The sequence below is a fragment of the Aromatoleum aromaticum EbN1 genome (assembly GCF_000025965.1).
Taxonomy (GTDB): Bacteria; Pseudomonadota; Gammaproteobacteria; order Burkholderiales; family Rhodocyclaceae; genus Aromatoleum; species Aromatoleum aromaticum.
On record NC_006513.1, the window covers coordinates 3,573,711 to 3,586,747 of the forward strand.

Consider the following 13,037-nt stretch of genomic DNA (forward strand, 5'->3'; position numbering starts at 1 on the left):
TCACGCTGACGGGTTGCGCCCCGTCATTTAGGCGGTCCACTTATAGTTAGCCCTTTTCATCATGTCCGAATATCAGCTCACCGAACGACTCATTGCTCTAAGCGTTGGCGACACATGGGATGAGGCGAAACTCGAATGGGGCCTTGAGGATGTCTGGCGTGACGACGAACCCGACACCTGCCTTTGCGGGCATTTTCCCATAATCGAAATCTGTCTCCTCAGAAATGCAAGGAACCGCAACACCGGAATTGTCGGAAACTGCTGCGTCAAGAAATTCACCAACCTTCCTTCCGACCTCATCTTCCAGGCCGTTAAGCGAATCGAAAGCGACGTTGAGCGCGCCATCAACGTCGAGACAATTCATCATGCCCATGAAAAAGGGTGGATCAACGATTGGGAGAGAAAGTTCTACATAGACACTTGGCGAAAACGAAAACTGTCGGGTGCCCAGCATACGAGGCGCGTGCAGATCAATCAGAAGGTGTTGGCCAACATCGTGAGGGCGCGTAATCGTGCAAAGGGCTAACACAACGTTCGAGGGGACCTGCGCGAAAAGCCGCGCAGGCCCCTCAACTTCACGTTAGCGCGAAAGGAGACAGGCGTTGTTTGCATCTATATCGTGCTGGTGGGGGAGCTTGGATTCCACAGCCATAGGAAACCTCATTGCCACATTCGCTGCGGTGGTGGCTATTGGCAGCCTGGCCTATCAGTCGCGATCCACCCGGAAGCAAATAAAGCTACAAAACTTCATTGAATATACGAAGCGGTATCAAGAGATTATTCTTCACTTCCCAGAGAGGATAAACAGAAGCGATTTTGTCCTCACCGAGCTATCCGCGGAAGAGTACGAACGGACCATGCGATATATGCGCGCGTACATGGATCTATGCTTTGAAGAGCACCTGCTACACGAAAAAGGGTTCATCGATGATGACCTTTGGTCTATATGGGAAGGCGGCATGAAGACCGCCTTTTCCAAGAAGGCGTTCCAAGACGCATGGGCTGCCATCAAGCAGGACACGGAATATGGCGAGAAATTCACGGCTTTTGCTGACAAATTTGGGCTCAATCGCTAACAAGCGCTTGGAGCCGACCGTCACACTGCTGCGCAGTTTGCCGTCGGCTGAAGCTTCACGTTGGGTATCTTGATTGGCCATGAAGAAGTACCTTCTGTACATCGACATCCTCGGTTTCAAAGACCTTGTTTCCCAGAAACCTCGCAAGATCGAGATGCTTTACGGCATCATCGACTCACTCAACGTTCACGCTCATCACGCATTCAGAACGATTGTGTTCTCAGACACGATCCTTGTTTACAACTCGGCAGACCCTGTAACCGAAGCCGATCGCGACTATTTCGTGATGTATGCATGTGAGTTTGCGCAAGATCTTCAGCACCGACTGGTTGGCCAAGATATCTACTTCAGGGCAGTGTTGGTACTGGGCGACTTCGATCATTACCTTCTGAAGAACATCGAGTGCTTCTACGGCGCGGCTCTAATCAAGGCTTACGTCAAAGAGAAGGACATTCCCGCCATCGGTCTGTTTATTGATGATGCATCAAACAGTCACAACAATATTTTCCCAACGGTACGATTCGATCCTGATCTCAGCTTTGTATTTCTCAATCAATCTCTCGAACGATTACAGAGGGACACCGAGGGAGACCTTCCAATAGACTCTTTTTATCTCGCCGAGACAGGTGAGTATTGTGAGATTCTTTGGGATATCCGGTTTCTGAACGATATTTTTAGCAATACGCAGCGGCAAAATAGTTCGCGCATAAGAACCAAGTACCTCACTACTTGGCATCTTTTTCGGCGGCGCTATCCGAAAATTCTAGACGCGCTAGAATCCCGTGCCTTTTCGCCAAAGGCAATCTGTGAGCACTTTGACTGGACGCAAAGCATCGAGAATTTCAAAGAGTCCTTGGTGCACTTTCGCAGCATCGGAGCCGATGCCCAACCCATCATTCCATCGGGCCTTGCGCATAAAGCCGCGCAAGGCCGGTGAATTCAAACGTTGGGCGGCTCAAAATTCAACTCCCCTGCAAGTTACATATGGCCAAAATAGTTTTCAATTCGTTTGAGTCCTTTCTTTCGAGGCATCCTGAGTCATTCAGTTTCACTGCCACCATCACCTCTGCTGAACCAAAGGGGCTGAGCACCGACAAGAGTGACAAGAAATTGCCAACGCCATATAAACTTTTCCATGAGTGGGCGTCACTCTCGCTTGCAGGTGAGTGGGTTACAACAAAGTACAAAGGTGGGTTCATCATTTGCGTTTCAGACCTGAAAGACGCAACCCTTATTTCTCAAAAATTTGGAACAACGGGCACACCGAGAAAAGCTTTTACAACGGAACGCAATGTAGCACTTGGATACAAAGACGATGACTACAGTCAGCTAGCAAGGGAGCTTGGGTATGATATTTGAGTCATTTTGTCCAACCTATCATTCCACCGGATCTGCGCGACATCGAGGCACTGATTATCGGTCTTGGTGGTGAAGTCCATGAACGAAAAGGCTCTCGCGTCAAGATCCTTCTCAATGGTGAGCAGTGGCGTTGCCATCGCCCTCACCCTGGCAAAGAGGCCAAGCGTTACCAAGTCGAAGAGGCCCGAGAATTGCTGGAACGAGTAGGAGTAAAACCATGAACACCATGACCCACAAAGGCTATACAGCCCGCATCGAGTTCGACGAACGCGACAACATTTTTGTCGGTCGCGTACTTGGCCTGCGCGTCATGATCAGCTTCCATGGTGAAACTGTGGCTGAACTGCATGAGGCATTCGCTGGCGCCATCGAGGACTTTCTTTCCGATTGCAAGGAACAAGGGGTCAAGCCAGAAAAGCCTGCCTCCGGCAAGCTCATGCTGCGCGTTCCGCCAGAAGTCCATGGTGCGGCACTCGTCGCTGCTCAAGCTTCGGGCAAGAGCCTGAATCAGTGGGCAACGGAGGTTATTCAGCGCGCATCCCGTGCGTATTGAAATGCCGCCGCCGTCTAACCGTGCGTTGCGCGCGGGCGCTAACCCGTACCGGGTGGTTGCCCTCTGCCTTCGGCTCCGGCGCCGGTGAAGCCTGCGCGCCCTACGTGAAGAGGTTCAGCAGCCCGTCCAGCCCGACGTGGTCGAGGCGGCAGTCGGCTACGGTGCGCAGCACGGGCTTCGCCCGGTAGGCGACGGCGAAGCCGGCTTCGGTCAGCATCGGGATGTCGTTGGCGCCGTCGCCGGCGGCGATCACCTGGTCGGACTTCAGGCCCAGGCGCTCGCGCGCGTGACGCAGATGGGCGGCTTTCGCGGCGCCGTCGACGATCGCGCCCCGCACCCGGCCGGTGAGGCGCCCGTGGTGCGTTTCGAGTTCATTCGCGTGAGCTTCGTCGAAGCCGAGCCGCGCCTTGAGGCGCTCGGTGAAATACGTGAAACCGCCTGACACCAGCACGGTGTGGAGACCCGCCCCCTTCAGTCCGCGCATCAGGCGTTCGGCGCCCGGGTTCACCTGCAGCCGCTGCTCGTAGACCTCGGCGAGCGCCGCTTCGGGCAGGCCGGCGAGGAGGCTCACGCGGCGCGTCAGGGATTCACGGAAGTCGATTTCCCCGCGCATCGCCGCTTCGGTGATCGCTGCGACTTGGGGCTTCAGGCCCTGCATGTCGGCGATTTCGTCGATGCACTCGATGTTGATCAGCGTCGAGTCCATGTCGGTGACGAACAGGCCGAAGTCGGCGAGCTTGCGTCCGGCGGGCACCCACGCCCAGTCGAGCCCGGCTTCGGCGCACAGAGTGTCGACGCCTTCGCGGTCGTGCCCGGCCACGAGCCGGAAAGCCTGCGCAGTGATCTGCTCGATGGCGCTCGCGCCGGTGAGTTTGGCGAGATTCTTCAGGGCGACCGAATCGACATCCTCGCCCTGCACGACAAGATTCATGCGCGCTCGCTCCGGCGCTGCAGCGCTTCGCGCAGCACGCTGTCGGCCTTGCGGATGGTGTCCTCGGTGCTGGCCCAGTCGATGCAGGCGTCGGTGACCGAGCAGCCGTACTTCAGTTGCGACAGATCGGCCGGAATCGGCTGGTTGCCGGCTTCGAGGAAGCTCTCCATCATCAGCCCGACCACCGAGCGGTTGCCCTCGCGGATCTGGTGCACCACGTCCTTCATGACCAGCGGCTGCAGCTCGGGTTTTTTCCACGAGTTCGCGTGCGAGCAGTCGACGACGATGTTCAGCGGCAGCTTCGCCTTCGCCAGCGCCTGTTCGGCGAGCGAGATCGACACCGTGTCGTAGTTCGGCCGTCCGCCGCCGCCGCGCAGCACGACGTGGCCGTAGCGGTTGCCGCGCGTGCGCAGGATCGCGGACTGGCCCTTGCCGTTGATGCCGAGGAAGCTGTGCGGATGCGACGCGGAAACGATCGCGTTGATCGCGACGTCGAGGTCGCCGTCAGTGGCGTTCTTGAAGCCGACCGGCGTCGACAGGCCCGACGACATCTCACGATGCGTCTGCGACTCCGACGTGCGCGCGCCGATCGCCGTCCACGCGATCAGGTCGCCGTAGTACTGCGGGGCGATCGGGTCGAGGGCTTCGGTCGCCGCCGGCAGGCCGAGTTCGTTCACGTCGAGCAGGAAGCGCCGGGCTTTCTCCATGCCTTCCTCGATGTGGAACGAATCGTCCATGTGCGGATCGTTGATGAAGCCTTTCCAGCCGGTGGAGGTGCGCGGCTTCTCGAAATACACGCGCATCACCAGCACCATCGTCTCGGCCACGTCGTCGGCCAGCGCCTTCAGGCGCTTCGCATAATCGAGGCCGGCGATCGGATCGTGGATCGAGCACGGGCCGACGACGATGAAGAGGCGCCTGTCCTTGCGGTCGAGAATGTCGTGGAGCGCGCGGCGGCCGGCGACGACGGACGCAGCGGCGCGCTCGGTAAGCGGCACGCGGGCCTTGATCTCCTCGGGCGAGGGCATCGGGTCGACGGCGACGATATTGAGGTTTTCGGTTTTGGCCAGGGGCATTACGCGCTTCTCCGCAGTGCAGCAGGGAGGGCGCATTGTAACGCTGCGCGCCGCGGGCGGGTGAGCGCTTCCAGCGTCCTCCAAGAGGGTGGGCAGGAGGCCGCGGCGAGGCGGAAACGCCGCCGCCGCAGCCCTTTCGAGGGTCAGTCGAGTGTTGCGGGCGCGCGGCCGGCGAGCATCTGCTTGCGCGCTGTTGCGCTGCCGAGCAGGACGAAGCCGAGGAGTTTTTCGTTTGCGTCGAGATACTGCGCTTCGATGCCGCCGCCGGCCTCGTCGCTGGCGACGACCTGCCAGCTGCCCTGCGCGTTAATCGCCGGGGGGCAGACGACCGCGGGGCATGCCGGGGTCTTCACGACGACCGGCATCGCGGGATAGTTGACCGCAGTCGGCGTGCCGGCGAGCGTCGCTGCGAGCGCGCGCGCCTGGTGCATGATCGGCATCACGTACGGCAGCGTCAGGCCTTCGACTTCAACGCAGTCGCCGAGCGCGTGGATATGCGGATCGGAACTCGCCAGCCGACGGTCCGTCAGCACGCCGCGATTGACGGCGAGGCCCGCGGCGGCGGCGAGCGCAGTGCGCGGTCGCAGGCCGACTGCCGACAGCACGACGTCGGCGTCGAGCGTCGAGCCGTCGCTGAGCGCGAGCCGGTAGCCGCCGGCGTGGCGCGACACCGACGCTGCGGAGACGCCGAGGCGAAAGCTCACGCCAGCCGCTTCGAGCCGCTGCCGGAACCACTGTCCGGCGTCTTCCGGCAACAGCCTGCCGAGCGGCCAGCGAGCGATGTCGATGACCGTCGGGGTGATGCCGCGGGCGAGCAGGTCGTTGGCGAATTCGCAGCCGATCAGCCCGCCGCCGAGCACTGCGACGCGCTTCGCGCCGTCGAGCCGTGCGGCGAAGCGGGCGAAGTCGTCGAGGTCATTGACCGACAGGACGTCCGCCGCGGCATCCCCGCCGAGCGGCAGGCGGATCGGGTCGGCGCCGGGTGCGAGCACGAGGTTGCGATAGGGGATTTCTTCGCCACCGGCGAGTTCGACGATGCGTCGGGCAGGGTGGAGCGCGGCGACCTCGACGTGGGAGCGGATCGTCGCGGCGAGTTCGGCGGCCATTTTTTCCGCCGGTTTCATCACCAGGCTCGCTGCGCTGCGGTTGGCTGAAAACGCGTTCGACAGCATCGGCTTCGAATAGAAGCCGGCCGCGTCGCGGCTCAGGATGACGAGTGGCGTGTCGCGGTCGAGCTTGCGGAATTCACGTGCCAGCGTGTAGCCGGCGAGACCGCTGCCGATGATGACGATGGGTGGAGTCATGTGTTTGCCTCTATGTTGTTCGTCTTGTCGGCCAGGCGCCGGGGCGCGGGTGAGGCACGATCAGGCAGCGGGCAGCCTGCTCCCGGGGGGCAGGGAGCAGGCGATGCCGCGTCAGACCGTGACCATCTCGAAGTCGGCTTTCGCGACGCCGCAGTCGGGGCAGGACCAGTCGTCCGGAATGTCTTCCCAGCGCGTGCCGGGAGCGATGCCGTCGTCCGGCATTCCGGCCGCTTCGTCATAGATGAAACCGCATACAACACATTGCCAAGTCTTCATGATGTTCTTCCTTTCAAGCTTGATTCGTCGATTCGGCGCAGCCCGGTTCAGGCGGAGATCCGGTCAAGCGCTTCCTGATAGTGGTTGGCGTGACGCTCTTCGACCTTGGCGAGCGCCGCGAAGCGCTTCGCAGCGCGTTCGAGCACCGCCTTGAACTGTTCGGCGTGTTCCTTCGACTCGACGATCTGCTCGTCGATCTCCTTGACCGCGTCGGCATGGCCTTCCTCGACGGCCGCGTGGCGGAAGCCCGGGTACATTTCGGTGTATTCGTAGGTCTCGCCTTCGATCGCGAACTGCAGCGCGCGCGCCGGGGTCATCTTCGCTTTCGGGTAGAGCAGGTCGAGGTGGCCGAACGCGTGCATCACTTCCTGGTCGGCGGTCGCCTCGAAAACCTTTGCGGTTTCCTCGTCGCCCATTTCGCGGCACAGCTTCGCGAAGTAGCGGTACTTGATGTGCGCCATCGACTCGCCGGCGAAGGCGGCCTCGAGGTTCTGGATGGTGACCGATTGCGGGTTGTGGAAGGGATTTGTCATCTTCTTTCTCCTTTCTTCGCTGGTTGCGTTGAAATCATCTTACGCAGTGCGTGACGATTGGAGAAATTGAATGTGAGAATGTAATCGATAGGTTTGTTCTATTGATAGGCCTGGCTCGAGCCGATGTAATTCGCCTCAGGTGCGCCGTTCTCCGAAAACATCACGGCCGCATCCTGTGCGGCCGTGATGTTTCCGGAATGAACCGGGATCGCCAAGCCGCACCTGGCGCGGCCGTTTGCGGTTCAGGATTCGAAGCGGAACCCGACTTTCAGCTTGACCTGGTAGTGTGCGATCTTGCCGTCGGCGATGTGCCCCCGGATCTCGGTGGTTTCGAACCAGTCGAGGTGCCGCAACGACTGGCTCGCCTGCTCGATCGCGTTGCGGATCGCATCATCCACGCCGACGGGCGATGTGCCGACGAGTTCAACGAGTTTGTAGACGTGGTTCTGATCTGGCATCGTCTTCTCCTCCTGGAATGAATGGGCAGGCTTTCCAGTATAGGAGCATGTCGCGGAGTTGCCCGGCGAACCGCGACGCAGGGTGCCTTGGCGGGTCCGGCAGCCCGAGTGTCAGGAATGTGCTTCCTGAGTCCGCGCTTCGCGCAGGAAAGCGCCGAGCGCGGCCGGATCGAGCGGGCGGGAGAAATAATGGCCCTGCGCGAAATCGCATCCGATCCGGCGCAGGAAATCGACTTGCCCGGCGTGCTCGACGCCTTCGGCGACGACCGACAGCCCGAGGCTTTTGGCGACGGCGACGACGGCGCGCGTGAGCGAGCGGTCATTGCGGTCGCCGGGCAGGCCGCTGACGAACGAGCGGTCGATCTTGAGGCTGTGGACGGGAAAACGCTTGAGATAGGCGAGCGAAGAGTAGCCGGTGCCGAAATCGTCGATGCTGATGCTCACTCCGGCTGCGACGAGTTCGGTTAGGACGACGACCGCGCGCTCGGGATGTTCCATGATCATCCCTTCCGTGACCTCGAGTTCGAGATCACGGGGCGCGAGGCCGGCTTCGTCGAGCACCACGAGCAGACGGCTCGCGAGATCGCTGCGGCGGAACTGCCGCGGCGACAGGTTCACCGCGACCCTGCCGGCGAAGATTCCCGCGTTCTTCCACTCGCGCACGCGGCGCGCCGCTTCCCGCAGCACCCATTCGCCGATCGGCTCGATGAGCCCGGACTCTTCGGCGAGCGAGATGAAGCGCGACGGCAGGATCGTCCCTTTTTGCGGATGCTCCCAGCGCACCAGCGCTTCGACACCGGCGACTTCGAGTGTCGCGAAGTCCATGCAGGGCTGGAACACCAGCCTGAGCTCGTCGCGGTCGAGCGCCGCGCGCAGGCTGTTCGCCATGAACAGCCGTTCGCTCGCCTGGGCGTTGATTTCGGGTGCGAAGAAGCGGTAACGATTCTTGCCTTCCTGTTTGGCGCGGTACATCGCCATGTCGGCTTGGCGCAGCAGCGTTTCCGCGTCGAGGCTGTCGGACGGATAACAGCCGATGCCGATGCTCGCCGAGATGTACTGGCACTGAGGTTGCCCGGCCAGGATGTAGGGCCGCTCAAGGGTATCGAGGATGTTGCGGGCGATGATGCCGGCCTCCTCGGGGGAGCGCAGCTCGTCGAGCAGGACGGCGAATTCGTCGCCACCGAGCCGGGCTGTCGTGTCGCTCGCGCGCACGCAGCCGCCGAGGCGTTCCGCGACGCGTCGCAAAAGTTCGTCTCCGGCCGCGTGCCCGAGGGTGTCGTTGATCGGCTTGAAGCCGTCGAGGTCGATGAACAGCAGCGCGAGCATGTTCCCGTGTCGCTCGGCGCGGACCAGCATGTCGGCGAGGCGCTCGCGAAACAGCAGGCGGTTCGGCAGTTCCGTGAGCGCATCGTAATGAGCGAGGTGCTGAAGGCGGGCCTCGTACTGCTTCGCCGCCGAGATGTCGGAGAAAACACAGACGAGGATCATCTCGTCCGACCCGTACGCGGCCCTGCTGATGCTGCTCCACGCCGGATACATCTCGCCGTTTTTCCGCCGGCCGTGGACTTCGCCCTGCCACTGCCCAGTTTCGCACATCGCGCGGCGCCGGTCGTTGCGGTGCGTCTTTTCGGCTTCCGCGAGGAGTATCGCGAGCGGCTGGCCGATCACTTCCGCCGACCGATACCCGGTGATCGACGTGAACGCGCGATTCACGGTCGCAATTCGCCCGCCGCGCGCGATCACCACGCCCTCCACCGCGGAGTCGAGCGCCGTCGCGGCGAGGGCGAGCTTCTCCTCCGCTTGCGCGCGGTCCGCTTCGCGTTGGTGCAGCAGTTCCTGCGCCTGGGCCAGCGCGCGGCCCACTTCGTCGGCTTCTTCGAGTGCGAGCGGCGGGAGCGAAACCGGCTCGCCCCTGCCGATCGCCAGCGCCGGGGCGACGAGGGCCTGCACGGGGCGGGCTATCCTGCGGCCGAGGAGGCCCGCGAGCGCGAGCCCGCCGAGCAGCAGCGCCAGTGCGCCGACGGCATACTGGCGCAGTGATTCCGCGAGCCCCGCGGTCAGCGCGCTCTGCGGAACGCCGACCGCCGCCGTCCACCCGTAGGGGGCGGAACGCGAGAAGAAGCTCACGAAAGGTATGCCCTGCAGCGAGACGCTCTCGATCGCGCCTTCCGTTTCGCGCTGGGTTGCCTCGAGCAAGGCGGGGAACGTCTTCTGCCCCATCAGTGTCTCGTCCATGGGGTTTCGCGCGAGCCGCCGGCCTTCGCTGTCGAGGAGCACTGCGACCCGCCCGGGCAGCAGCCCCTGCTGCTGCAGAAGCTCACCGAGGTGTTTCAGCTGGATGCGCAGGCCCAGGCTGTAGAGGACCTTTTCATCGCGGATGACCGGGACTTCCAGGCTCACGACATGAGTTCGCGACACCCTGCTGATATAGACGCCCGACACCACGGGCAGGCCGGTTTCGAAGACGCGGCGCAGCAATGCCGGATTGGCATGCTGCGGCAACGGCGAACCCAGAGGCTGCAGGAGGTTCAGGAGCTGCCGTCCCGAAGCGTCCGTCAGCACGATCGTGAACCCGGCGGTGTGGCGAAGAACTTCCTTTGCCTGGCGGTAGAACTCGGTGTGGTCGCTGCGGTCGATGTCCTCGGACGCCGCGAGGGTTTCCAGGGCAGCCTGGTTTGCCGCGATGTCCCGTTCGACGAGCCGCAGCAGGGTGTGGGTGGCCTCGCGCGTCTGGTCGAGAACGGCTGCCCGTTCCCGTTCGTAGGACAGGTAGATGACGATGGCAGCGAGCAGCCAGGCGGGCAGGATGCAGGCGACGACGAGGAGTACGACCGTCGAACGGATCGTGCGGCGGCGCGGAGCCTGAGGGCGCATCTCGTAACCTCCACGACACGACTGCGACAGAGCGGGCAGACGTCGTCATCACTGTAGTCCGGGGGCGCCAAGCCGGCAGAAACCATACGACTAAAGTGGTAGGTGCCCCGACCGCGCACTGTATGCCAAACCTGCCGTGTTCGCCAATCCCGAGAGCGGCGAATGCGCATGGGAAGGTGCTGCTCGGTCCGGCTGGAACACGCGACGTTCTGGCCCGCAGCGATCCCGTTTAGAATCGCCCCCTCCCGGCGACCCCCCGCGTGGTCGTCCCGGCCCCTTCGCCGACCCGTTACAACCTGGACACTGGATTCCCCGATGCTGCGACTCACCGAACTCAGGCTGCCGCTCGATCATCCGCCCGAGGCGCTGGGCGCTGCGATCGTCGAGCGGCTCGGCATCGCCGCCGGCGACCTCGGCGAAGTCATCGTCTTCAGGCGCAGCTACGATGCGCGCAAGGTCGCAATGATGACGATGATCTACACCGTGGATGTCGTCGTGCGCGACGAGGCCGCGCTGCTGCGCCGGTTCGCCGGCGACCGCCACGTCGGGCCGACGCCCGACACGAACTACCGCTTCGTCGGTCGCGCGCCGGAAGGCTTCGCGAACCGTCCGGTCGTCGTCGGCTTCGGCCCGTGCGGCATCTTCGCCGGGCTGATCCTCGCGCAGATGGGTTTGCGGCCGATCATCCTCGAACGCGGCAAGGCGGTGCGCGAACGCACGAAGGACACGTGGGGGCTGTGGCGCAACAACGTGCTGAATCCCGAATCGAACGTCCAGTTCGGCGAGGGCGGCGCCGGGACGTTCTCGGACGGCAAGCTCTACAGCCAGATCAAGGACCCGAAGCATTACGGCCGCAAGGTGCTGACCGAGTTCGTCAAGGCCGGCGCGCCGGAAGAGATCCTGTACGTTGCGAAGCCGCATATCGGCACATTTCGCCTCGTCGGCATGGTCGAGGCGATGCGCCATGACATCGAGGCGCTCGGCGGCGAGATCCGCTTCCAGCAGCGCGTTGCCGACGTGCTGATCGAGGACGGCCACGTGCGCGGGCTGACGCTCGCGTCCGGCGAGGAGATCCGCTGCGACCACGTCGTGCTCGCGCTCGGCCACAGCGCGCGCGACACGTTCGGGATGCTGCATGCGCGCGGCGTGTTCATGGAACCGAAGCCGTTCTCGATCGGCTTCCGCATCGAGCATCCGCAGTCGCTGATTGACAAAGCCCGCTTCGGCCCGAACGCGGGCCATCCGCTGCTCGGCGCCGCCGACTACAAGCTCGTGCATCACGCGAAGAACGGCCGCTCCGTTTACAGCTTCTGCATGTGCCCGGGCGGCACGGTCGTCGCGGCGACCTCCGAGCCGGAGCGCGTCGTCACCAACGGCATGAGCCAGTATTCGCGCAACGAGCGCAACGCGAACGCCGGCATCGTCGTCGGCATCACGCCCGCCGACTATCCGGGCGGGCCGCTCGCCGGCGTCGAGTTCCAGCGGCGCTGGGAAACGCGCGCGTTCGAGCTCGGCGGCGGCGGCTACGTCGCGCCGGCGCAGCTCGTCGGCGACTTCATCGCCGGCCAGCCGTCGGCGGTGCTCGGCTCGGTCGAGCCGTCGTACAAGCCGGGCGTCAAGCTCGGCGACCTCGCGACCAGCCTGCCGGACTATGCGATCGGCGCCGTGCGCGAAGCGCTGCCGGCGTTCGAGCGCCAGATCAGGGGCTTCTCGATGCGCGACGCGGTGCTGACCGGCGTCGAGACGCGCACTTCGTCGCCGCTGCGCATCACGCGCGGCGCCGACTGCCAGAGCCTGAACGTGAAAGGTCTTTATCCGGCGGGCGAGGGCGCGGGCTACGCGGGCGGCATCCTGTCGGCGGGCGTCGACGGGATTCGCGTCGCCGAAGCGCTCGCCAGCGCGCTGCTCGGGGAGCATGTCAATGCATGACGGCGACGAGGGGAAAGAGATGGACGAACGCCTGACGAAGATCGAGACGAAGATCGCGCTGTCCGAGGATCTGCTCGAGGAGCTGAACCTGGCCGTGTACCGGCAGCAGCAGCAGCTCGACCGCCTCCAGCAGCAGGTTCTCGAACTGGCGCGGCAGCTAGCGGGGGGTTCTCCGGCCGATCGTCCGCGCGACCTGCGGGACGAGATCCCGCCGCATTACTGAAGCCATTCGCCGGCACTCCGTCGGGGCGGAGCTGTCGATCTTGTGCGAAGCGCAGGACGGTGCGGGGCCGACATCGGTGATGATGGCATGACCGGTGACGCGAAGGATTTGTGCGTGAAACTCGTGGCCGGGGAATATTTCCGGGCCGGTGCTGCACGAGTAAATACAGCCGTTGAGTGACGTACGCCACAAGGGTGGCTGGGCCTTGGATGATATCATCAAGTCAAGTTCTTCCTGCCATCTGTATCGGTCGTTTCGTCCGTAATGACCCCAAGGAATGGTGCCATTTCGGATCCTCCGTTCGCCCCGGTCCGTGAGGTGCGTCCCGAGGGCCGGTTCCGGGCGGCAAACCGGCTCCGATTCCTTTGATTCAGCCCTGATGACTGCGATCGCCGACATACCGGCAGAACAAACCGCCTCCGCCAGTACCGTGGGGCCTGTGGCC

At 63.0% G+C, this 13,037-nt stretch carries 15 protein-coding genes; 8 read left to right on the plus strand and 7 right to left on the minus strand.

What is annotated here, in order from left to right; all coding sequences use genetic code 11:
* Positions 1-61: 61 nt before the first annotated feature.
* The 6 genes from EBN1_RS17095 to EBN1_RS17115 all read left to right on the plus strand — a co-directional run bounded on the left by EBN1_RS17095 (position 62) and on the right by EBN1_RS17115 (position 2,988).
* Positions 62-526 (plus strand): hypothetical protein, encoded by a 465-nt coding sequence (locus tag EBN1_RS17095; RefSeq protein ID WP_011239226.1) that lies wholly within the window; start codon positions 62-64, stop codon positions 524-526.
* A gap of 109 nt (positions 527-635) precedes the next feature.
* Positions 636-1,076 carry a hypothetical protein gene (locus EBN1_RS17100; RefSeq protein WP_011239227.1) on the plus strand — a complete coding sequence of 147 codons (441 nt, stop codon included), beginning with the start codon at positions 636-638 and terminating at the stop codon, positions 1,074-1,076.
* Between the two features lie 79 nt (positions 1,077-1,155).
* Positions 1,156-2,013 (plus strand): hypothetical protein, encoded by an 858-nt coding sequence (locus tag EBN1_RS17105; RefSeq protein WP_193759529.1) that lies wholly within the window; start codon positions 1,156-1,158, stop codon positions 2,011-2,013.
* Between the two features lie 47 nt (positions 2,014-2,060).
* A complete protein-coding gene (locus tag EBN1_RS17110; RefSeq protein ID WP_157866644.1) occupies positions 2,061-2,435 on the plus strand; it encodes a hypothetical protein in 375 nt (124 codons plus the stop codon).
* On the plus strand, positions 2,432-2,656 hold the full coding sequence (locus tag EBN1_RS22990) for a type II toxin-antitoxin system HicA family toxin (protein ID WP_083782990.1): 225 nt from the start codon (positions 2,432-2,434) through the stop codon (positions 2,654-2,656). Before EBN1_RS17110 ends, EBN1_RS22990 begins: the two co-directional genes overlap by 4 nt.
* On the plus strand, positions 2,653-2,988 hold the full coding sequence (locus tag EBN1_RS17115) for a type II toxin-antitoxin system HicB family antitoxin (RefSeq protein WP_011239230.1): 336 nt from the start codon (positions 2,653-2,655) through the stop codon (positions 2,986-2,988). The genes EBN1_RS22990 and EBN1_RS17115 overlap by 4 nt, the downstream gene beginning before the upstream one ends.
* A 100-nt stretch (positions 2,989-3,088) precedes the next feature.
* Here the strand turns inward: EBN1_RS17115 and serB are convergent, their stop codons facing one another.
* From serB to EBN1_RS17150, 7 genes are all read right to left on the minus strand, one after another.
* Complete coding sequence (gene serB / locus EBN1_RS17120; protein ID WP_011239231.1) at positions 3,089-3,919, minus strand: phosphoserine phosphatase SerB; 831 nt, start codon at positions 3,917-3,919, stop codon at positions 3,089-3,091.
* On the minus strand, positions 3,916-4,995 hold the full coding sequence (locus tag EBN1_RS17125) for a 3-deoxy-7-phosphoheptulonate synthase (protein ID WP_011239232.1): 1,080 nt from the start codon (positions 4,993-4,995) through the stop codon (positions 3,916-3,918). Before EBN1_RS17125 ends, serB begins: the two co-directional genes overlap by 4 nt.
* A 143-nt stretch (positions 4,996-5,138) precedes the next feature.
* Positions 5,139-6,299 carry an NAD(P)/FAD-dependent oxidoreductase gene (locus EBN1_RS17130; RefSeq protein ID WP_011239233.1) on the minus strand — a complete coding sequence of 387 codons (1,161 nt, stop codon included), beginning with the start codon at positions 6,297-6,299 and terminating at the stop codon, positions 5,139-5,141.
* Positions 6,300-6,410: 111 nt separating this feature from the next.
* Positions 6,411-6,575, minus strand: coding sequence for a rubredoxin (locus EBN1_RS17135; protein ID WP_041646542.1), 165 nt, complete (start codon positions 6,573-6,575; stop codon positions 6,411-6,413).
* Between the two features lie 47 nt (positions 6,576-6,622).
* A complete protein-coding gene (locus tag EBN1_RS17140) occupies positions 6,623-7,108 on the minus strand; it encodes a rubrerythrin family protein (RefSeq protein ID WP_011239234.1) in 486 nt (161 codons plus the stop codon).
* Between the two features lie 242 nt (positions 7,109-7,350).
* A complete protein-coding gene (locus EBN1_RS17145) occupies positions 7,351-7,566 on the minus strand; it encodes a dodecin (protein WP_011239236.1) in 216 nt (71 codons plus the stop codon).
* A 111-nt stretch (positions 7,567-7,677) separates the two neighbouring features.
* Entirely contained in the window at positions 7,678-10,440 is a 2,763-nt protein-coding gene (locus tag EBN1_RS17150) for a bifunctional diguanylate cyclase/phosphodiesterase (RefSeq protein WP_011239237.1), read from the minus strand.
* Between the two features lie 315 nt (positions 10,441-10,755).
* Here EBN1_RS17150 and EBN1_RS17155 point away from each other — a divergent pair, with 315 nt between their 5' ends.
* Complete coding sequence (locus EBN1_RS17155) at positions 10,756-12,369, plus strand: NAD(P)/FAD-dependent oxidoreductase (RefSeq protein ID WP_011239238.1); 1,614 nt, start codon at positions 10,756-10,758, stop codon at positions 12,367-12,369.
* The gene (locus EBN1_RS17160) at positions 12,362-12,592 is read left to right on the plus strand and encodes a SlyX family protein (RefSeq protein WP_241762756.1); all 231 of its coding nucleotides are present in this window, start codon (positions 12,362-12,364) and stop codon (positions 12,590-12,592) included. Before EBN1_RS17155 ends, EBN1_RS17160 begins: the two co-directional genes overlap by 8 nt.
* Positions 12,593-13,037: the final 445 nt, after the last annotated feature.

What these genes read in the sequence shown, in the direction of transcription:
- EBN1_RS17095 (WP_011239226.1), top strand. Translation starts at nt 62, where the DNA reads ATGTCCGAATATCAGCTCACCGAACGACTCATTGCTCTAAGCGTTGGC.
- EBN1_RS17105 (WP_193759529.1), top strand. Translation starts at nt 1,156, where the DNA reads ATGAAGAAGTACCTTCTGTACATCGACATCCTCGGTTTCAAAGACCTT.
- EBN1_RS17110 (WP_157866644.1), top strand. Translation starts at nt 2,061, where the DNA reads ATGGCCAAAATAGTTTTCAATTCGTTTGAGTCCTTTCTTTCGAGGCAT.
- EBN1_RS17115 (WP_011239230.1), top strand. Translation starts at nt 2,653, where the DNA reads ATGAACACCATGACCCACAAAGGCTATACAGCCCGCATCGAGTTCGAC.
- serB (WP_011239231.1), bottom strand. Translation starts at nt 3,919, where the DNA reads ATGAATCTTGTCGTGCAGGGCGAGGATGTCGATTCGGTCGCCCTGAAG.
- EBN1_RS17125 (WP_011239232.1), bottom strand. Translation starts at nt 4,995, where the DNA reads ATGCCCCTGGCCAAAACCGAAAACCTCAATATCGTCGCCGTCGACCCG.
- EBN1_RS17130 (WP_011239233.1), bottom strand. Translation starts at nt 6,299, where the DNA reads ATGACTCCACCCATCGTCATCATCGGCAGCGGTCTCGCCGGCTACACG.
- EBN1_RS17135 (WP_041646542.1), bottom strand. Translation starts at nt 6,575, where the DNA reads ATGAAGACTTGGCAATGTGTTGTATGCGGTTTCATCTATGACGAAGCG.
- EBN1_RS17140 (WP_011239234.1), bottom strand. Translation starts at nt 7,108, where the DNA reads ATGACAAATCCCTTCCACAACCCGCAATCGGTCACCATCCAGAACCTC.
- EBN1_RS17145 (WP_011239236.1), bottom strand. Translation starts at nt 7,566, where the DNA reads ATGCCAGATCAGAACCACGTCTACAAACTCGTTGAACTCGTCGGCACA.
- EBN1_RS17150 (WP_011239237.1), bottom strand. Translation starts at nt 10,440, where the DNA reads ATGCGCCCTCAGGCTCCGCGCCGCCGCACGATCCGTTCGACGGTCGTA.
- EBN1_RS17155 (WP_011239238.1), top strand. Translation starts at nt 10,756, where the DNA reads ATGCTGCGACTCACCGAACTCAGGCTGCCGCTCGATCATCCGCCCGAG.
- EBN1_RS17160 (WP_241762756.1), top strand. Translation starts at nt 12,362, where the DNA reads ATGCATGACGGCGACGAGGGGAAAGAGATGGACGAACGCCTGACGAAG.